The following is an 18,718-nucleotide window of genomic DNA, read 5'->3' on the forward strand; positions in this document are numbered from 1 at the left end:
GCGTGCGCGGCTTGCCGCGCCGCGCTGCCGTCATGCGCTGCGCTTGTTGCACCTATTGCACCTATTGCGCCTGTTGCCGTGTGTGCTGCCGCGCTTGCCATGCGGCGAACGCGACTCGATAACGTTCCAGCGCTTCGTCGTAGAGATCGAAAACACACGGATTGCAGCCGCTATGACAACAGTCGTCGAGATCGGGCTGCGCGGGAGGCACCGGCTGCGGGTCGTCCTCAAGTGTGGTTCGGGGCACGGCGAATCGCAATCCATCGGAGCGGAAAGCGCCCAGTATAAGTGGATCCCGCGCGGCTTGCTGTGCGCGCCGCGCCGTCAACCCCGGCCGACGAACGGCATCTTGCTCGCCATGATCGTCATGAACTGCACGTTCGCCGTGAGCGGCAGTTCGGCCATGTGCAGCACGGCGTCGGCCACATGCTGAACATCCATCAGCGGCTCGACCGCGATCTCGCCGTTGGCCTGCGGTATGCCGCGCGCCATGCGGGCGGCCATTTCCGTCGCCGCATTGCCGATGTCGATCTGCCCGCAGACGATGTCGTATTGGCGGCCGTCGAGCGACACGGCTTTGGTGAGGCCGGTAATGGCGTGCTTGGTCGCCGTGTAGGCAATGCTGTGCGGCCGCGGCGCATGCGCCGAGATCGAGCCGTTGTTGATGATGCGCCCGCCGCGCGGACTCTGCGTTTTCATCAGACCGAAGGCCGCGCGTGTGCACAGGAATACGCCGGTGAGATTGGTGTCGACCACCGAGCGCCATTCGTCGATATCCAGTTCGTCGATATCGACGGGCGAACCATTGCGGCCCGCGTTGTTGAACAGCACGTCGAGACGGCCGCGCCGTTCGCGGATCGTGTCGAACAAGGCGGCGACGCTACCCGCGTCGGTGACGTCGCACGCCACGGCGAGAGCGTCGCCGCCGAGATGCTGCGCCTCCTCGACCACGGCATCGAGCAGTTCCTGGCGGCGGCCGGCCAGCACCACGCTATAGCCGTGCTCCAGCATCCTGAGCGCGCACGCCCGGCCGATCCCGCTGCCCGCGCCCGTTACCAGCGCGACCTTCTTGATTCCCGTTCCCGTCACGACACGTCTCCTCGTTGTACAGATGGTGCGATTTAGCACCATACAACAGCGGGTCGTCCATCACAAATGCACGCGCGGCCGGTCTTCAAGTCGACGAACGATTCCGCGCGGTCTTCTGCGCTGATCAGGCGCACGTTCGTGTCCTTCTGATCGTTCGTCTGCCGCAACAGGCTCTCCGCGGAAGAGTGCCCACCCTGGTCACCGGCCTGCGAATCCATGCCGCCTTGTCACGTCTTTCAGCGCGCTTTCATCGGTAACTGTTCCTGCGGGCGGGCGCGTCGCGGTACGCATCGATGGTATCGTTTGCTGTTGCGCGTCACGCGCGCAATTCAAGGCCTTCCCAGGAAGGAGGAAGGAAGACAGGAAGCACGTTTTATGAAAGAACTCTCCACGCCGCCGCACGGCGCCCGCCACGCGCCGCTGTCCCGCTGGCCGCGCACCGGCTATCCCGCGATGCTCACGGCCACCGCCGCATGGCACGTGTTCGTGCTGGCCGGATGGCTGCTCGCGCCCGCCGCGTGGCGCTGGTGGCTAGCCGCGATTTTTGCGAATCACGCCATTTTCACGGTGGCCGGCCTGCTGCCGCGCACCTCGCTGCTCGGCCCGAACTGGACACGCCTGCCCGCTGCCGCGCGTAATGCCGACGCGATCGCGCTGACCGTCGACGACGGTCCGGATCCGCTCGTCACGCCGCAAGTGCTCGATCTGCTCGACGCCTTCGGCGTGCGCGCCACGTTCTTCTGCATCGGCGCAAAGGCACAGCTTTACCCGGACCTGACACGCGAGATCGTCGCGCGCGGCCATGCGCTCGAAAACCACTCGCAGGTTCACACGCATACGTTTTCCGTGACGTTTCCCGGCGCGCTCACGCGTGAGATCGACGCCGCGCAACGCACGCTCGAAGCACTGAGCGGCGAGCGGCCCATGTTCTTCCGCGCGCCGGCCGGCTTGCGCAACATCTTTCTCGAACCGGTATTGCGCAACCTCGACCTGCGGCTCGCGGCGTGGACGCGGCGCGGCTACGACACACGCGAGCGCGATCCCGACGTGGTCACACGGCGCCTGCTCGACGGCCTCGCGCCGCGCGACATTCTCCTGCTGCACGACGGCAACGCAGCGCTCACGGCCGAGGGCATGCCGCTGATCCTCGCAGTCTTGCCGCGCGTGATCCGCGCGGCAAGACTGCGGCATCTGCGTTTCGTGACGTTGCGCGAGGCGCGTCTCGACAACTGAGCACGAGCACGCACGTGTGTAAGGCGCAGCGCATGCTGGCTGCGCGGCTCGCTCGCAAAGCAGCCCGGCGAGCCATGCGAAAGCGGCGGCTACACGCGGAAATCCGCCGCCATGTCTTCGTCCGTGCGCGCTTCCAGCTCACCACCGCGGCATGCCTTCAGGAACACGTCGTAATCGCGTTCCACCTGGTCCGCGTAAGTCATCGCATATCCCGCGAGCGCTTCCGCGAACTGGTCGCCACGGCCGATATACGCGCTCACTTCGATTGCCTGCCCGCTCGCCTTCGCATGCGCGCGCGCCATGATCCAGCCGCATAGGCGCGCGTAGCCGTCCAGCAGGTCGTTGTCGAATAACTCGATGTTCGCCGACAGCTTCATGTCGCGTAACTGGCGAAAGTAAAAGTGCCGCCCGAGCGGCCCCGCCGCCCAGCCGAGAAAGATATCGCTTGCCGCCTGCAGCATGCGTTGTCCCTGCACGACGCGTTCGCCCTCATGCCTGATGGCCGGCGACTTGTAGAACTGCGCGATCACAGAGGGCCGCGCCTCCTTGATTTGCAGGAACAGCGGCTTGCCCATGTGATCGACCATCAGCATCACCAGGCAGCGCGTGCCGACGCTGCCGACGCCCACCACTTTGAACACGAGATCCTGCGCGGTGAAATGGTCCAGCAGTTCGCGCCGGTCGTGCGACAGCGTCTTCACGTAGTCACCCCACATGCGTTCGAGCATCTTGCGCCAGTTCGAGCCTCGGAACGCTTCGGTCTCCTCCGGTGTGAACAGCGTGTTGGCGCCCAGTACGTGAAACAGGGCCGGTGGCGCGTCGCGGATCGTCCAGCGGCCGCCGTCGTGCTCCGCCATTTTCTCGAGCAGGCTTTCGTGCGTCCGGCTCGCGGCCTTTTCCATGCCGCGCCGCACAGTGCGGCGGCGTTCGGGCGTCAACGCGGTCTCCGCCATCAACTCGAAGGTAATGCGGTCGTACCAGAGTTCGAGCGCGCCGCACTGCGCGTACTGTGCCATGCGATCGCGATATTCGGTAACCGCCGTCATCACCAGACTCTCCGCCGTGCCCCGGCTCAGACGCATGTGACGCGCGGCGACGACGAGGCTCGCGGTGAGACGTTTCAGATCCCACTCGAACGGCCCGACCGACACCTCGTCGAAGTCGTTCAGATCGAAAACGAGTTGCCGCTCGGGCGTGGCGAAACCGCCGAAATTCATCAGATGGCCGTCGCCGCAGATCGGCATGGTCAAACCCGTGTCGCCCACCTTGCTGAGATCGTGTGCCTGCAAGATGGCGGTGCCGCGAAAGAACGTGAAAGGCGACACAGCCATGCGTCCATAACGCAGCGGCACGAGGTTATGCACGCGGCCTTCGCTGCTTTGCTTGAGCAACTCGATCGGATTGCGATGCAGTTCGCCTACCGCTTTATGGCTCGAACGTTTCGAGTGCTCACGGGCGGCGCGGCCACGGGCCTCCCGCTCGGCGATGGTGCTGGCTTTCATGCTGTTCTCCGTTGTTCCGAGTCTTGACTTGCGGTTCGAGAGACTGCTTCTGCTGGCACGACAACACTTGACGCCTGACGCCGTGAGCCTTCACCAACGATAGCCCAGACCACCGAAAATCACGTCCGAATCACGATCATAGCGGGTCACGACGCGGTTCCATTCGAGCCGCGCGTCCCAGTGGTCGCTCAGGCGATACGAGCCCGCGATCGTAACGAGGCCGGAGAACTTGCCGGCGCCCGGTCCGGGCGTCGCGCTGTTCTCGTTCTCGTTGATCGCATAGTAGGCGCCGAGGCCGAGCGCCAGCGCGACCTTGTCGTTGAGAAACGCGCGGGTGGCCCACAACTGGCTGGTGAAACCGTCGCGGCGCGCCACCTTGCTGCTGCCTTCGTGAAGATAGCCGACCGTTACGTCGAGATACTTCGCGAGGCCGCGCCGGTACTCGATCGCGCCGCCGAACGCGCTCGGCGAACTGGTCGAATTCACAATGGTTTTGCCGAGATACAACGCCACTTCGTTGTTGGTGACCTTGTGCGTGCTGCCGCTTGCCCAGTCGCGCGGACCGGGCGAGCCCGGAGCGTCGAGTTGATAGCCGACGCCGAACATCACGCTGGTCGCATCCGGTCCGCGCTGCACATGCACGCGATTCAACTGGAGTTGCGTGATCCAGCGGCTCGACGCGTAGTACGCGGCGCGCACGCTATACACCACGCCCCAGCCGTGAGTATCGGAATAACTGCCGCCCTGGCCGGCGGTGGTCGTGTCGAAATACCGGTACGGGCCGACGCCCGCCTGCAGAACGAATTGCGGGCTGCCCACGGGAATGCGCCCCCACAACTGGATCATCTGACCGTCGCGGTGGTGATCGGGAATGTGCCCTTCGTTGAGCCACGTGAAGCTGGCGGCGAAATATTGCCCCAAGCCTTCCTGATAGTTGAAGGCCCACGTATAGGTGTTGGTACTGCCCGCACGCGAGCCGCCGCCGAATAGCGAGAACTCCTGAGCGTGACCGGGCGTTGGGACGAACAGCAGACTGAGGCCCGTCATGCCGGCGGCCGCCGTAGGCACCAGCCAACTTTGGACAGCAGATCTCAGTTTCCGCATGCGGCAATTCCTCCCCGGTTGAGTCGCTAGCGCTGCCGGTGCCGATAGACGACGGGGCCATCACGCGACGAAGCGCCGCGAGAACGGCCGTCGGTACAAATCGATCGTCATGCTACCAGACCGGTCGGTAAAAAGGTTACCTATCCGTTCTGGCAACAGCGGCATATTGCCCGGGCTTTTAGCGGAACAGCAAACACGAATTGCGACGGCGACATCGCAAGACGCGGACGAATTTACCTGCGTATAGTCAAAAAATTAACCGATCAGTGAACTTATTTCCCGTTTCAGCCAGACCAGCACTTCAGCACCATCGGATCACGCCGTTTACCAGTACATACAGAGATTTGTGACGCACCGGAAAACCCTTGAAGCAAGGGCTTTTCTGGTCGAACGTGGGCCGCGCAAGATAATCGGAGAGAGTATGTTTGTTGCAATCGGCTGGGTTTTGGTGATCGGTTCCGTGTTAGGCAGTTTTATCGGCGTGGGCGGCCATCTGCCGGCGCTCATTCAGCCATTCGAACTACTGTGCATCTTCGGCGCGGCAATCGGTGCGTTTGTCGTGAGCAACCCTACTTCCACGCTGAAGAAAACCATCAAGGCGATTCCGTCATGCTTCAAAGGCGGGGGCTATACCAAGGAAAAATACCTTGAACTGATCGCCCTGCTCTACGAGTTGCTTCAGAAGGCGCGCAAGGAAGGCATGATGTCGCTCGAAGCCGAAGTGGGCGCGCCGAAAGACAGCGTGATTTTTCAGAAGTATCCGCATGTGCTGGAGGATCATCATCTGCTCGACTTCATCGTCGACTATCTGCGCATGATGTCCGGCGGCAATGTGAACGTGCTCGAAGTACAGGATCTGATGGATGAGGAACTGGCCACGCATCACGCGGAATCTGCAGTCGCGGCCAACGCCATTCAGAAAATGGCGGACGGCCTGCCCGCTTTCGGCATTGTCGCCGCGGTCATGGGCGTGGTGCACACCATGGGTTCGGTCGGCGCGCCGCCCGCCGTGCTCGGCGAGATGATTGCGGGCGCGCTGGTTGGCACGTTCCTCGGCATTCTGCTCGCGTATGGCTTTATCGGCCCGCTGGCCGATCTGCTCACCGCCAAAGGCCGTGCCGAAGGCAAGCCTTACCAGTGCGTGAAGGCCGTGCTGCTCGCGTCGCTGTCCGGCTACGCGCCGGCGATCGCTGTCGAGTTCGGCCGCAAGGTGCTGTTCACCGCCGACCGCCCGAGCTTCCAGGAACTCGACGACGCCGTGCGCGCCACCAAGACGCCGAAGTCGGCCTGACGCGGAGCAGCATGATGAGCGAAAAAAACTCGCGCGCGTCGCAAGGGGAACAGGCGCTGGCACCTGTGATCGTGCGCCGCTCGAAGAAGGGCGAGGATCATGGCGGCCATCACGGCGGCGCATGGAAAATCGCGTACGCCGATTTCGTTACCGCGATGATGGCGTTCTTCCTGCTGATGTGGCTGCTCGGCTCCACGTCCAAGTACGACAAGCAGGGTATCGAAGACTATTTCAACACGCCGCTGTCGAGCCTGATCGGCGGTAACGAAGGCACGGCCGCGGCGCGGCCGAGCGTGGTGCAAGGCGGCGGCCGCGACATCTCCGATACGCGGCCCGGCGACGGCAAAAAGAGCCAGACGCAGCCGACTCCGCCCGCCACCGCCGCGCCGACGGTAGCGCCATCCGACGCGGCGCGCCTCGAACAACTGAAGGCGAAGCTCACCGCGCTGATCGAGCAGAGCCCCGCGCTGAAGGCGTTCAAGGATCAGATCCGCATTTCGATCACGAACGAAGGGCTGCGTATCGAGATCGTCGATTCGCAGAACCGGCCGATGTTTCCTTCCGGCAGTTCGAAGCTGCAGCCGTATGCGGAGACGATCCTCACGCAGATCGGCGCGGCGCTCAACGACGTCGACAACCGGATTTCGATTGCCGGCCACACGGATGCCGTGCCCTACACCGCGGGGCCGGAGGGTTACTCGAACTGGGAACTGTCGTCCGAACGCGCCAATGCCGCGCGCCGCGCGCTGGTCGCCGGCGGCATGCATGGCGAAAAGCTGCTGCAGGTGCGCGGACTGGCGGACGTATTGCCGCTGAACAGCAATATCGCCGATGAGCCGACCAACCGGCGCATCAGCATCCTGGTCCTGAACAAGGCCGCGGAACTGGCATTCTTTCATGACGGCGGGCGCACCGCGATCGACGAAGCCGTGCCGGCGAGTTCAGCGATTCCGGCGGTAGTCGGGCGCCTGCAGCCGGTGACCGGTTCGCATGGCACGCCGTAGTATTCTGTCGGCCTCGCGCGAGGCCGGTTCGGCGCATGCGCCCTGCAGCACGCACTGCAAAGCGCATGCGGTGTGTATAGAATCGAACGCATGCGCCCTGTCCTTTCCGAGCCGCGGGAGCCCGAGCTTCCGCTGCATACGCCCAGTGTTTCGTCGGTGACGCTGGCGGCGATCGTCGCCGTCATTGCGTGGATTTCCATCGTCGCGCAAGCCGACGTGACGATCGATCGCACGCTCGCGCGCGGGCTGACCGTGTTCGACGGGTTTGCGCGTATGAGCAGTTACCTCACGAATCTGACGGTACTCGCCTGCGCGATCTGTTTTACCTGCGTGGCCTTGCGTTCGCACAGATCGGCGCCTGCGCGGTTTTTCCGGCAGCCTACCGTCGTCACCGCCGTGGTTGTCTATATGGTGTTCGTCGGCATCGCCTATAACCTGCTGCTGCGCGGTTTGTGGTCGCCGGCAGCGTTCCGGTTGCTGCTCAACGAATCGCTCCACAGCGCCCTGCCGATGCTGGCCGCGCTCTACTGGGTGCTGTTCGTGCCGCGCTTTCATCTGAAGCTGCGGCATTGCCTGTTGTGGCTGGTATATCCGCTGGCCTATCTCGGGGTGACCTTCTGGCGCGCGAGTCTGTCGGATTTCTATCCCTATCCGTTCATCAACGTCGAGATGCTTGGGCTCAGGCATGTCGTGGTGAATTCGGCCCTGCTGTTCGGCGGCTTTATCATGCTGATGGCCGTATTCGTGGGAATCAATTCGCGGCGCCGGCGCTGACATCCGCAGCCGCTTTGCGGGTTCCTCCTTTGGCGGGCGCGCTTCTTGCGCCCTGTTTGGTGGACGTGAGCCGCGCTTTCCGGGCGGCATGCGCGAAACCCTGGTGTGGGCGTATTGCGCGCTGCAGTGGCTCACACGTAAATATGACAATGGGAGCAAAATCGTATGGACACCAATTCGGCAGCCAATTCGGCAGAAGGCGCAGTCAAGGAAGTCGCGGGCAAGGTTCAGGGCGCGGTGGGCGACGTATTGGGCGATCCCGGCACGCAATTGGCCGGCAAGGCTAGGGAGCTCAGCGGCAAAGCGCAGCAACTGTGCGCCAGCACCACCAGCCTCGTGCGCGAGACCACGGCGGAAAGCCCATTCACCGCCATTGCGGTGGTCGCGCTTGCGGGTTTCGTGGCCGGCGCGCTGTGGGCACACGGCGCCTCTGAGCGCGACTATCGCCGTTGATCTTCAACGCGGCCGATACCGGGCGATCTGCTTCACGCGATCGCCCGTTCTGCTTTCATGCGCCGCTTTTCTTGCGGCGTCCCGCACCCACCTCCAGTTCGACCCACGCCGGCGCATGATCGCTCGCGTGCGGCTCTCCGCGCACCCACCGGTCGACGCCCGCATCGCGCAAGCGCGGCGCGAGGTCGGCACTCAGCAGCACATGGTCGATGCGCAAGCCGGAATTCGTCTCCCAATGCCGGCGAAAATAGTCCCAGAAGGTGTAGACCCGTTCGGCGCCGAAATGTGTTCGCAGCGCGTCGGTCCAGCCCTGCGCAAGCAGTTGCCGGTAGCGCTCGCGGCTTTCGGGTTGCAGCAGCGCGTCTTTCAGCCAGGAGCGCGGGTTGTAGATGTCTTCGTCGGTCGGAACCACGTTGAAGTCGCCCGCCAGCACGACCGGATGACCGCTTTTGTATAGCTTCGCCGCGTGCCTGATCAGATGACCGAACCATGCGAGCTTATAGTCGAATTTCGGTCCCGGCTGCGGATTGCCGTTCGGCAGGTAAAGGCACGCCACCACGATGCCGCCGACAGCGGCTTCGAGATAGCGGCTGTGAGTGTCGTCCTCGAAACCGGGCAGGCCGCGGCGACTCTCCAGCGGCGCCTCGCCTTTCGCCAGGATCGCCACGCCGTTCCATGCGCTCTGACCTTGCCAGATCGCGCCATAACCGGCATCACGCAGTTCCTCGACGGGAAAGGCGCTGTCCGCCGCCTTCAATTCCTGCAAACAGACAATGTCGGGCGCCTCGCGTTCGAGCCATTGCAAGAGCGCCGGCAAGCGCGAGCGGATCCCGTTGATGTTGAAGGTTGCGATTCGAAGCCTGGCCACGACTTGCCCTCCCTGCAATGCGCTCTATTGCGCCGCCGCGTCGCACCACTCCATTGCCCACGACTTCGCGCATGAAATGGCATCGGCTTCGTTGACAAAGCCGTCGATGTCGCCGGAATCGTGCGACTGGACGTGCTCGTTTTTGCGCGGCACGCGAGTGATCTTCGCTCTCGCGTGGTACAGGCCGTCTTCCGCGTGACGCGCGCGGCAATCGATATGGAAGTGTCTGTAGTCGAACTGCATTCGCTCTCCTTTGAACGCGGTTTATTTCATCTGCCCTAGCATCGCTTATACCCGGACCCGCTTGCTCGCAGGCAACGATTCACGCATGCCGGCTCGCATGTGTGATCGCCGCTGCGAGCCGGTGCGTGCAGTCCGCGCGAGTCGGACTCAATTGCGTACGCTCAGCCGGGTACGCTTAGTTCGGCACATTCACCACGCCATTGGCCGCGGTGATCGCGTTGATGCCCGGACTCGCCGCGATCGGCGGCAGATTGGCCGTGGTCAGCGGCGGCGCGGCGCCGGGCGTGCCGCCGCGCGGTACAGTGTGAATCACCTGCGACGGCGGCAGCGGCGTGCCGTTTTTCAGATGACTCCACATCAGATTGAGCGCCTGAAGGTTGTAGTAATGCAGCGGCACGAAGCGCGAATCGAAGCCCGCCACGCCGAGGAACGCATCGAAATGCTGGGCGTTCGTCACTTCGTAAAACGACAGCTTGCTCGCCGCGCCTTCGCTTAGCTGATTCAAGCCGAGATACGGCCGCGACGCGTGGTTGATCGGCACCAGTGCATCCGCGCGGCCCTGCACGATGATGGCAGGCTTGCCATGCAGATTCGCATTCACGCGAATAGCGTCGACGCTGCCGGTCAGCGTGCCGTTCGTCCACAGCGTGCGCAGACACGAGGCGCCCGCATAGCTGCCGTCGGCGGTCGCCAGCCGGTGATCCGCCGCGCCTGCGCCCGAGTTGAAGACGAGGTTGATGCCGTTGGTCGGCGGCACCCCGTTGCCGTTGCCGAACACCGTGAGCATCGGCGACACCGCGGGTGTGACGCCCGCGGTCCCAGCCGCATTCGTCGTGCCGAAGCTGAAGTTGCAAAGGTTCGCGGTGACACTCGCTTTCGCGTACGCGTCGGCATAGGTCACGGCGACAGCCGGCACCGCTTGCGAGTCCCACATCGGCGCTTGCAGCAGGTCGGAGTCGGTCTGGTAGCCGTTCTGATGCAGCAGCGCAAGCGCGTTGGTCGCCTGGGTCGTCGCGTCCGCACCCGCGATCACACCGGCGGCCGCCAGCGACGCGCATCGCGCGGTGCGAATCGAGGTGGTCGTGGCACTCGGCAACGCCGTCAGATACGGCGCGCCGGCCGCGGCGGGCGCGAGCGCCGCGCACGGTTGCAGCATGTTGGCGAGCGTCATGTAGTCGGCGAGCGGTTTGCCGAATGCGCCGACCGGCACGCCGCCCTGCGCCACCGAGACCTGCTCGGGCAGCCGCAAATTGATCTGCGGCTCGCCCACGACCACCGCGGTGATCAAACCGGACGTGTCCTGTTCCGCCGCCGCGAGCGACGCGCCGCCGCCGTTGCTCACCGAAGCCGCGATGGTCGTGATACTTCCGCTCGCGTAACGCACATTACGCGTCGAGCCGTTGAGCGTGCCATAAGAATCGTTGAGCGCCCAGTACGCGAACTGGATCGCCTGCAAGGTATTCCTGCCCCAATCCTTCTCCGGATTCTGCTGCGAGTGCGCATGCTTGAACGCGTAGCGATTCGGGAACCTGCTGTTATAAGACGCGAGATCCGTGTTACCGAGGTTGGCCGTGAAGAGACTGGCCTTGCCCGCCGCGGTAGCGTCCTGCAAGGTGCCGTCGATCAACGTGACCAGGTTGGATGACAACTTATGCGCGCCGTTGCCGCTGCCTTTATCGGTGTAAGCCACCGCGCAGCCGCGCTTGAGACCCCACTCGCCGGCCGCCGAAATCGCGCCGTACACGCCGCGCGAACCGGACGACGTTGTCGTGACGATGCACGGCTGATCCGGATTGAAGCTCGCCGGAATCTGCACCAGCACCGTGACGTTCTGCGTGCCGCTGCCGTCGTCGGCGAAGGCGAGGTATTCCTTGCCGGCGATCTTGCCTTCGCCGAGCGTATCGTTGCCGTTCAGATCGACATTAGGTCCCCAGAAGCGTCCATAGCCGCCGTTCGCGGTCATGTCGACGAGCGCGCGATAGTTCGACCAGATGGCAAGCCGCCGCAATTCGGCGGCAGTGGGTTGCGCCGCGTTGGCAATGGCCGGCGCCGTGGCCGACGCGAGGCCGGTCTTGCCGAGGCCAGCGGTGAGCAGGTCGTCGGTGTTGCCATCGTAGGACTGGGTTCTTACCGAAGAAGCGGTAATAAAAGCCGGCAGCGCATTGGCCTGCGGCGGCGGATGATTGTCACTGCCGCCGTGGCAGGCAGTCAGCACGACTGTCACGGCCATCATGGCCGCCACGGTTCGCACCACGGGCACATGTCCTGACGCGGATCTGACTCTGAAAACTGATGTCATCTTGGCTGTCTCCGATATTTTCTAATACCGTTGTGTCTGCAACGGCACCGAAATTGCTGCGTGATGTCCAATGATCGCGACGCTTCGGATACCGACGCATCGCTAGCCTGCATCGACCTTTCAACGGAGTCAACAGAACGTCATGTCCACGCATAACGAATGTCAGGATCCGAGTGACGAGTCCGCCACCACCCCACCCCAACCTTCACGCCGCCGCTTCCTTCAATCGGCTGCTGCCGCAGCCACGGTCGGCGCCGCGCCGCATCTGCGCGCGCAAACCCAAACCCCACCCGCGCCGCCCGCTCAGCTTCAGCAAGCCGTACCGCCGCGCCCGGTCACGCTGACCGTGAACGGCCGCGCGTACACGCTGCAACTCGAGCCGCGCGTGACCCTGCTCGACGCGCTGCGCGAATACGCAGGCCTCATGGGCACGAAGAAAGGCTGTGATCGCGGACAATGCGGCGCATGCACCGTGCTCGCCGACGGCCGTCGCATCAATTCCTGCCTGACGCTCGCTGTGATGCACGAGGGCGAGAACATCACAACGGTCGAAGGACTCGCCACTAACGGCGCGTTGAGTCCGATCCAGCGCGCATTCATTGAACACGACGCCTTTCAGTGTGGTTACTGTACGCCCGGGCAGTTGTGCTCCGCGACCGCCCTGCTCAATGAATTTCGTACCGGCACCGCCAGCACTGTCACGGCCGATGTCCGCAGCCGCCCCGCCCAGCTCTCCGACGATGAAATCCGCGAACGCATGAGCGGCAACATCTGCCGCTGCGGTGCGTATGCGAATATCGTGGCCGCCGTGCGCGCGGTGCACGAAGGCGGTGGCCAGAATGGCAGCGCCGCCATCAACGAAACGAATGGCGGCGGCAACAGCCGCAACGCCTGAGGGGGCGACAGCATGGATGCGATCTCTTACGAACGCGCCGGCGACGTCGCCGGCGCAGTGCGGGCGGTGCAGCAGCCGGGTGCGGTGTTCATCGGCGGCGGCACCAATCTGCTCGATCTGATGAAGGGCGGCGTAGCGCGGCCGGTGCGGCTGATCGATATCACGCATATCGGCGGACTCGATACGGTCACGACGCTGCCTGACGGCGGCATCCGGATCGGCGCACTGGTGCGCAATAGCGACGCGGCCAACCACGCGCTGGTGCGCGAGCAATACCCGTTGCTGTCGCAAGCGTTTCTAGCGGGCGCCTCGTCGCAATTGCGCAATATGGCGACGGTCGGCGGCAATCTGCTGCAACGCACCCGTTGCGGCTACTTCTACGATACGGCCTTCACGCAATGCAACAAGCGCACACCGGGCAGCGGTTGCGCGGCGCTCGACGGCCACAATCGCACGCATGCGATTCTCGGCGCGAGTCCCCAATGCATCGCGGTGAATCCGTCGGATATGAGCGTGGCGCTCGCCGCGCTCGATGCCGTGGTGCGCGTGAGCGGCCCCGCTGGCGAGCGGACCATTGCGTTCGCCGATTTTCACCGGCTGCCTGGCGAACGGCCCGATGTCGATACGACCTTGCAGCCCGGCGAATTGATTACCGCCGTCGATCTGCCGCCACCGCTCTTCAGCGCGAACTCCCATTATCTGAAAGTGCGTGACCGCGCCAGTTACGCATTCGCGTTGGTCTCGGTTGCCGCCGCTTTGCAGATGGACGGCGATCGCGTGAGGACCGCGCGTATCGCGTTGGGCGGCGTCGCGCACAAGCCGTGGCGCGCGAGCGCCGCGGAACAGATGCTCAATGGCCAGCCGCTCACGCAAGCCACGTTGAAAAACGCCGCTGCCGCCGCATTACGCGACGCGCGGCCGCAACACGACAATCGTTTCAAGGTGCAGCTCGCGCAGCGCGCGATCGTGCGCGCAGTGAATCAGGCCGCCGGCCACGCGGGAGGTGTCGCATGAATCTGATCGGTCAACCGTTCGACCGCACCGACGGCCTGCTCAAAGTCACCGGCGAGGCGCGCTATGCCGGCGAATTTCCTGAGGCACGTCTTGCGCATGCGGTGCTCGTCACCAGCACGATTGCGCGCGGCACCATTGCGTCGATCGATGCGAGCCGCGCACAGGCGCTGCCCGGCGTGCTGCTCGTCATGACGTATCAGAATGCGCCGCGCTTGCCAAACGGCGGCAAGCCCGCGCTGGCGCCGCCGGCCGGACGCCGCCTGTCGCTGCTCCAGGACAACCAGGTTCACTACAGCAACGAGCCGGTCGCCGTGGTGGTGGCCGATACGCTCGAACATGCCACCGACGCCGCCCGCCAGTTGCGCATCACCTATCAGAGCGGCGCCGCGGTCACGGACTTCGCGCAGGCCAAACCGAACGCGCACGCCCCCGACAAGCCGCAAGGCCGGCAAACCGACACGCAACGCGGCAGCTTCGACGACGGCATGCAAACCGGCACGGTACACGTGGACGCGACCTACACCACGCCGATCGAACATCACAACCCGATGGAGCCGCACGCCACGATGGCGCGCTGGGACGGCCCGCAGCTCACGCTCTATGATTCGACGCAAGGCGTCAGCAGCGCGGCGCAGGCGGTCGCGAAGACGCTCGGCATTGCGCCCGCCGACGTGCGCGTGATTTCGCCGTTCGTGGGCGGCGGCTTCGGTTGCAAAGGCTCGTCGTGGTCGCATGTGTCGTTGTGCGCAATGGCGGCGAAACAGACCGGGCGGCCCGTGCGGCTCGTGCTCGAACGGCCGCAGATGTTCGGCCCGGTCGGTGCGCGTCCGCACACCGAGCAGCACTTCGTGCTCGCCGCGCGGCGCGACGGCACGCTGAGCGCGATGCGTCACGACAGTATCTCGAACACGTCGGTGATCGAAGACTGGACCGAGACCTGCTGCATGGTCACGCGCATGCTGTACGCGGTGCCCAATCAGGTGACCACGCACCGCATCGTGCCGCTCAATCTGGGCACGCCGACCTTCATGCGCGCGCCGGGAGAAACAACCGGTTCGTTCGCACTCGAATCGGCAATGGACGAACTCGCGGCGGCCTTGAAAATGGATCCGCTCGCGCTGCGCATCAAGAATTACGCCGATGCCGACCCGCAGGAAAACAAGCCGTGGTCGAGCAAGTCCTTGCGCGAGTGTTATCAGATCGGCGCCGAGAAATTCGGCTGGTCGCGGCACACGAGCGCCCCGCGCTCGATGCGCAACGGCGGCACGCTGATCGGCATGGGTATGGCCACCGCCACCTATCCGGCCAATCGCAGCGAAGCCAGCGCGATTGCGCGGATCTTGCCGGACGGCACCGCGATGGTCGCCTCCGGCACCCAGGATATCGGCACCGGCACCTACACCGTGATGACCCAGGTGGCCGCGGACGCGCTCGGCTTCGCGCCGGAAAACATCCACTTCGCGCTCGGCGATTCGTCGCTGCCCAGGGCGCCTGTGTCGGGCGGCTCGCAATCGGCCGCGAGCGTCTCGCCGGCGGTACGCGACGCGGCGAGCCAGGCGCGCAGCCAGTTGATCGCGCTGGCGCTCGCCGATCAAGCCTCGCCCGTGCACGGCATTGCGCTCGACGACATCACCGTGGAAAACGGCTGGGTGGCGAGCCGCTCGCAACCGGGCAAGCGCGATCCGGCAGCGGCGATCATCGCGCGCTCGGGCGGCAAGCCGATCGAGGCGATCGCAACCGTCAAGCCCGGCGACGAAAAGCAGAAGTACTCGTTCCACTCGTTCGGCGCGGTGTTCGTCGAGGTGCATGTCGACGCCGACCTCGGCACGATCCGGGTGGCGCGCGTGGTGGGCGTGTACGACGTGGGACGCGTGCTCAACCAGAAGACGGCGCGCAGCCAGTTGATGGGCGGCATCGTGTGGGGCGTCGGGGCGGCGCTGCAGGAAGAGAGCCCGGTCGATACCCGCTATGGCCGCTTCACCAACGCGAATCTCGCCGAGTATCACGTGCCGGTCAATGCCGATATCGGTTCGCTGGACATTACCTTTATCGACCGGCCGGATCCGTATATCAACTCGCTCGGGGTACGCGGCATCGGCGAAATCGGTATTACGGGCGTACCGGCGGCGATTGCGAACGCGGTGTATCACGCCACCGGCGTGCGCGTGCGCGACCTGCCCGTCACGCTCGACAAGGTGATGGGCACGATGCAGGTTTGACGCGCGCGTTCGCGTTCGCCGGCCGGTTTCAGTGTGACGCGGGTCCGTTTCGATTGACGTGACGAAGCCCGGCAAGCGCATGAGGATGTCGGACAGCAAGCGCCGTGCATATGCATTGGCGCTTGCCTACGGCTGCGTTGCATCGCACAATCGATCTTCATCTTTATACCGGTGCCTGCTCATGGTCTACGCCTCGCTCGCCACTGGCGTGTTGCTCGCCGCCGGCTTCGGTTCGCGTTTCGACCCGGACGGCCTGCACAATAAACTGCTGGCGCGCATGCCCGACGGCACACCGGTCGCGCATGAGGCCGCGCATCGGCTGTTGCGGGTCGTCTCGCAGGTGGTGGCCGTGGTGCGGCCGGGTTCGGACGCGCTCGCTCGGCTGCTCAACGACGCCGGTTGCGACGTGGTGTTCGCGCTGGACGCCGAACGCGGCATGGGCGCGAGTCTCGCAGCCGGGGTCGAAGCCTGCGAGGGCGCCGAAGGCTGGATCGTCGCGCTCGCGGACATGCCGCGCATCGCCATCTCCACCATTGAAGAAGTGGCGCGCGCGCTCGACGGCGGCGCTTCGCTGGTCGCGCCGTATTACCACGGGCAGCGGGGGCATCCGGTCGGCTTCGGCATCGAGCATCGCGACGCGCTGCTGGCGCTCGACGGCGATACCGGCGCAAGATCCCTGTTGATGTCGCAACAGGTCACGCGGCTGGACGTGGACGATCCAGGCATTTTGCGCGATGTCGATACGCCTGAGGATCTGCGCAGCGTCTAGGCGTGACGCCCGGCCGGGGTAGTTGTGACGCGACACGCTTGATCCGGACTGGCGTTCAGGCGCATACTGTATATTTATACAGTATTTTGTCCGCACGGGTTGGCGCTTTACGTGGCGCATGGCCGCGGCGCGCCCGCATGAAACGCATTCCAATCGAACCGACTTTCGCCGCATGGCGCCGCGCGGCGCGGGAACTGCTGCGGCAAGAGATCGAGCCGGAGCGGATCGAGTGGGTCGAGTGTGATTCGGACGCTTCGAGCCCTTTGAGCGATTCGCGCCCTTCGAGCAATCCCGGCACTCACAGCGCCGAGGTTCCGGCCAGCCCCGCCGCCACTCCGGCGGTCGCCACTCCCGTCATTCCTCGTGAACTGCTCGCCCGGCTGAAAACCGCAGCCTGCTTCCGCGCGCCGGACCGCTGGTCCCTGCTCTACCGCATTCTGTGGCGTTGGACTCGCGGCGAGCGCCACGTCCTCGATCTGGCGGATCGCGACGGCGCGCTGCTCGATCAACGCGTCCAGTCGGTGAAACACGAAACCGACGATCTGCTGCTGCTCACCCTGTTCAGGCGGCGCGATCCGTCTATGGGGCCGCCGGAATTCGTCGGCTGGTACGAGCCGAATCATGATCTGCTGGAGCGCGCCGCCGCACGCTTCGCCGAGCGCATGGGTGATTCCACATGGATGCTCGCGACACCACACGGCGCGGCTTTCTGGAACGGCATGTTGCTGCGAATCAGCCGGCCGGCAGCAGACAACGGCGAGCGCGCCGCGCATCCTTTTACAGAAAGCCAGCAGCAAAGTCCGCCGGCCAGCCAGGTGCTGCCAGCGGGTGTCATGGCCGGCGAAGCCACGACCAGCGAACCCACCGAGGCGCTGTGGCTCGCGTATTACGCCAGCGTCTTCAACGGCGCGCCGGCGTCCGTGCCATTGCGCTACTGGAGAACGCCGCCCGCGGGCCCGCCGCTGCCCGCGCACCTCGCGCGCGAGCGCAGCCGTCTCGGTGCGCAGAGCGGCACCGTCACCGTCCCGGAAATGCCACCGGTCGAATATTCGGCGGTCACGCCACCGTTGCGCGAGCCGACCGGCCCGCTGGCCACCTGCCGGCGCTGCGCGTTATGGCGCAACGCGAAACAGGCCGTCGCGGGCGCCGGTGCGGCTCAGGCGGCGATCATGGTGGTCGGCGAACAACCCGGCGAGGACGAGAACCAGAACGGCACGCCCTTTACCGGCCCCGCCGGTCATCTGCTGGACACGGTACTCGCACGCGCCGGACTCGAACGCGCCGCGTTGTATCTGACCTATGCCGTCAAACACTACAAATGGGAAACGATCGAGCAGCAGCGCGTGCACCGCACGCCCGCGCTGCGCGAGGTCGAGGCTTGCCAGTACTGGCTGGAGCACGAGTTCGCGCAGGTCGCGCCGCGCGTGGTCGTCACGCTCGGCGCGACCGCGCTGAAGGCGTTGACCGGCGCGCACGTCAATCTGTCGGAATATCTGGGGCAGACCATCTGTCACAGCGGGCGTCTGATCGTGCCCGCGTGGCATCCGTCGTATGCGCTGAAAATGGCTGACGGCCGGCTGCGTGAGGATATCGTCGCGGGTATGGTGGCGGCGTTCGGTCGCGCGGCGGCGTTGGTGGCGGAAGGGGCGTAGTCTTTTTGCCCCCTGGTTCCGTGTTGGTCGCGCGCGCGCCGGCTTCGTCGATTGACTATCCAACAACGCCTCTTCGCCGCGCAAAGGTGAGCCGATCCGGGAAACCCTCTCCCCTCACGGTGAGCTTCTACAGGACACCATCAACCCACCACCAACCGTCGTGCCCCTCAGGCACGCCACTTGCGCACCCCAAACCCGCCGCGCAAGCCCCGCCAATTCCGCCTAAGCTGATGTGACGCCGCATTTTCTCTGGCACCGGCGCGACGCTCGAGCCCCGGTCGATCAACCTCGTGCACGTCCCGCGCGTCG

General features: G+C 64.8%; 17 protein-coding genes. 10 read left to right on the forward strand and 7 right to left on the reverse strand.

Features of this window, described 5'->3' with window-relative positions:
* Positions 1 to 61 precede the first annotated feature (61 nt).
* Both NE850_RS06010 and NE850_RS06015 read right to left on the reverse strand, forming a co-directional pair.
* Complete coding sequence (locus NE850_RS06010; RefSeq protein ID WP_035517098.1) at positions 62 to 247, reverse strand: oxidoreductase-like domain-containing protein; 186 nt, start codon at positions 245 to 247, stop codon at positions 62 to 64.
* Positions 248 to 324: 77 nt separating this feature from the next.
* Positions 325 to 1,089: an SDR family oxidoreductase gene (locus NE850_RS06015; RefSeq protein ID WP_007176568.1), complete on the reverse strand. Its 765-nt coding sequence runs from the start codon at positions 1,087 to 1,089 to the stop codon at positions 325 to 327.
* A 375-nt stretch (positions 1,090 to 1,464) separates the two neighbouring features.
* Here NE850_RS06015 and NE850_RS06020 point away from each other — a divergent pair, with 375 nt between their 5' ends.
* On the forward strand, positions 1,465 to 2,322 hold the full coding sequence (locus NE850_RS06020) for a polysaccharide deacetylase family protein (RefSeq protein WP_165187999.1): 858 nt from the start codon (positions 1,465 to 1,467) through the stop codon (positions 2,320 to 2,322).
* Between the two features lie 89 nt (positions 2,323 to 2,411).
* Here NE850_RS06020 and NE850_RS06025 read toward each other — a convergent pair whose 3' ends face one another.
* Both NE850_RS06025 and NE850_RS06030 read right to left on the reverse strand, forming a co-directional pair.
* The gene (locus NE850_RS06025) at positions 2,412 to 3,824 is read right to left on the reverse strand and encodes a DUF2252 domain-containing protein (protein ID WP_007176566.1); all 1,413 of its coding nucleotides are present in this window, start codon (positions 3,822 to 3,824) and stop codon (positions 2,412 to 2,414) included.
* Positions 3,825 to 3,914: 90 nt separating this feature from the next.
* Positions 3,915 to 4,928, reverse strand: coding sequence for a hypothetical protein (locus NE850_RS06030; protein ID WP_007176565.1), 1,014 nt, complete (start codon positions 4,926 to 4,928; stop codon positions 3,915 to 3,917).
* A gap of 421 nt (positions 4,929 to 5,349) precedes the next feature.
* Here NE850_RS06030 and motA point away from each other — a divergent pair, with 421 nt between their 5' ends.
* The 4 genes from motA to NE850_RS06050 all read left to right on the forward strand — a co-directional run bounded on the left by motA (position 5,350) and on the right by NE850_RS06050 (position 8,450).
* Complete coding sequence (gene motA / locus NE850_RS06035; protein WP_007176564.1) at positions 5,350 to 6,219, forward strand: flagellar motor stator protein MotA; 870 nt, start codon at positions 5,350 to 5,352, stop codon at positions 6,217 to 6,219.
* Positions 6,220 to 6,233: 14 nt separating this feature from the next.
* Positions 6,234 to 7,223 (forward strand): flagellar motor protein MotB, encoded by a 990-nt coding sequence (gene motB / locus NE850_RS06040; RefSeq protein ID WP_007176563.1) that lies wholly within the window; start codon positions 6,234 to 6,236, stop codon positions 7,221 to 7,223.
* A 90-nt stretch (positions 7,224 to 7,313) separates the two neighbouring features.
* Entirely contained in the window at positions 7,314 to 7,997 is a 684-nt protein-coding gene (locus tag NE850_RS06045; RefSeq protein ID WP_165187997.1) for a Pr6Pr family membrane protein, read from the forward strand.
* A 165-nt stretch (positions 7,998 to 8,162) separates the two neighbouring features.
* On the forward strand, positions 8,163 to 8,450 hold the full coding sequence (locus tag NE850_RS06050) for a CsbD family protein (RefSeq protein WP_007176561.1): 288 nt from the start codon (positions 8,163 to 8,165) through the stop codon (positions 8,448 to 8,450).
* A 55-nt stretch (positions 8,451 to 8,505) separates the two neighbouring features.
* Here the strand turns inward: NE850_RS06050 and NE850_RS06055 are convergent, their stop codons facing one another.
* From NE850_RS06055 to NE850_RS06065, 3 genes are all read right to left on the reverse strand, one after another.
* Positions 8,506 to 9,318, reverse strand: coding sequence for an exodeoxyribonuclease III (locus tag NE850_RS06055; protein ID WP_007176560.1), 813 nt, complete (start codon positions 9,316 to 9,318; stop codon positions 8,506 to 8,508).
* 24 nt (positions 9,319 to 9,342) lie between these two features.
* On the reverse strand, positions 9,343 to 9,561 hold the full coding sequence (locus NE850_RS06060; RefSeq protein WP_007176559.1) for a hypothetical protein: 219 nt from the start codon (positions 9,559 to 9,561) through the stop codon (positions 9,343 to 9,345).
* 175 nt (positions 9,562 to 9,736) lie between these two features.
* Positions 9,737 to 11,860 carry a D-(-)-3-hydroxybutyrate oligomer hydrolase gene (locus tag NE850_RS06065; RefSeq protein ID WP_310698528.1) on the reverse strand — a complete coding sequence of 708 codons (2,124 nt, stop codon included), beginning with the start codon at positions 11,858 to 11,860 and terminating at the stop codon, positions 9,737 to 9,739.
* Between the two features lie 142 nt (positions 11,861 to 12,002).
* Here NE850_RS06065 and NE850_RS06070 point away from each other — a divergent pair, with 142 nt between their 5' ends.
* The 5 genes from NE850_RS06070 (at position 12,003) to NE850_RS06090 (ending at position 18,409) form a co-directional block, all read left to right on the forward strand.
* A complete protein-coding gene (locus NE850_RS06070; RefSeq protein WP_310698529.1) occupies positions 12,003 to 12,755 on the forward strand; it encodes a 2Fe-2S iron-sulfur cluster-binding protein in 753 nt (250 codons plus the stop codon).
* A 12-nt stretch (positions 12,756 to 12,767) separates the two neighbouring features.
* Positions 12,768 to 13,769: a xanthine dehydrogenase family protein subunit M gene (locus NE850_RS06075; RefSeq protein WP_007176556.1), complete on the forward strand. Its 1,002-nt coding sequence runs from the start codon at positions 12,768 to 12,770 to the stop codon at positions 13,767 to 13,769.
* Positions 13,766 to 15,988: a xanthine dehydrogenase family protein molybdopterin-binding subunit gene (locus NE850_RS06080; protein WP_310698530.1), complete on the forward strand. Its 2,223-nt coding sequence runs from the start codon at positions 13,766 to 13,768 to the stop codon at positions 15,986 to 15,988. The genes NE850_RS06075 and NE850_RS06080 overlap by 4 nt, the downstream gene beginning before the upstream one ends.
* 181 nt (positions 15,989 to 16,169) lie before the next feature.
* A complete protein-coding gene (locus NE850_RS06085; protein ID WP_007176554.1) occupies positions 16,170 to 16,757 on the forward strand; it encodes an NTP transferase domain-containing protein in 588 nt (195 codons plus the stop codon).
* Between the two features lie 137 nt (positions 16,758 to 16,894).
* Positions 16,895 to 18,409 carry a UdgX family uracil-DNA binding protein gene (locus tag NE850_RS06090; protein ID WP_007176553.1) on the forward strand — a complete coding sequence of 505 codons (1,515 nt, stop codon included), beginning with the start codon at positions 16,895 to 16,897 and terminating at the stop codon, positions 18,407 to 18,409.
* The last annotated feature ends 309 nt before the right edge of the window (positions 18,410 to 18,718 follow it).

Source organism: Paraburkholderia sp. USG1, assembly GCF_031570135.1.
GTDB classification, from domain to species: Bacteria; Pseudomonadota; Gammaproteobacteria; order Burkholderiales; family Burkholderiaceae; genus Paraburkholderia; species Paraburkholderia dioscoreae.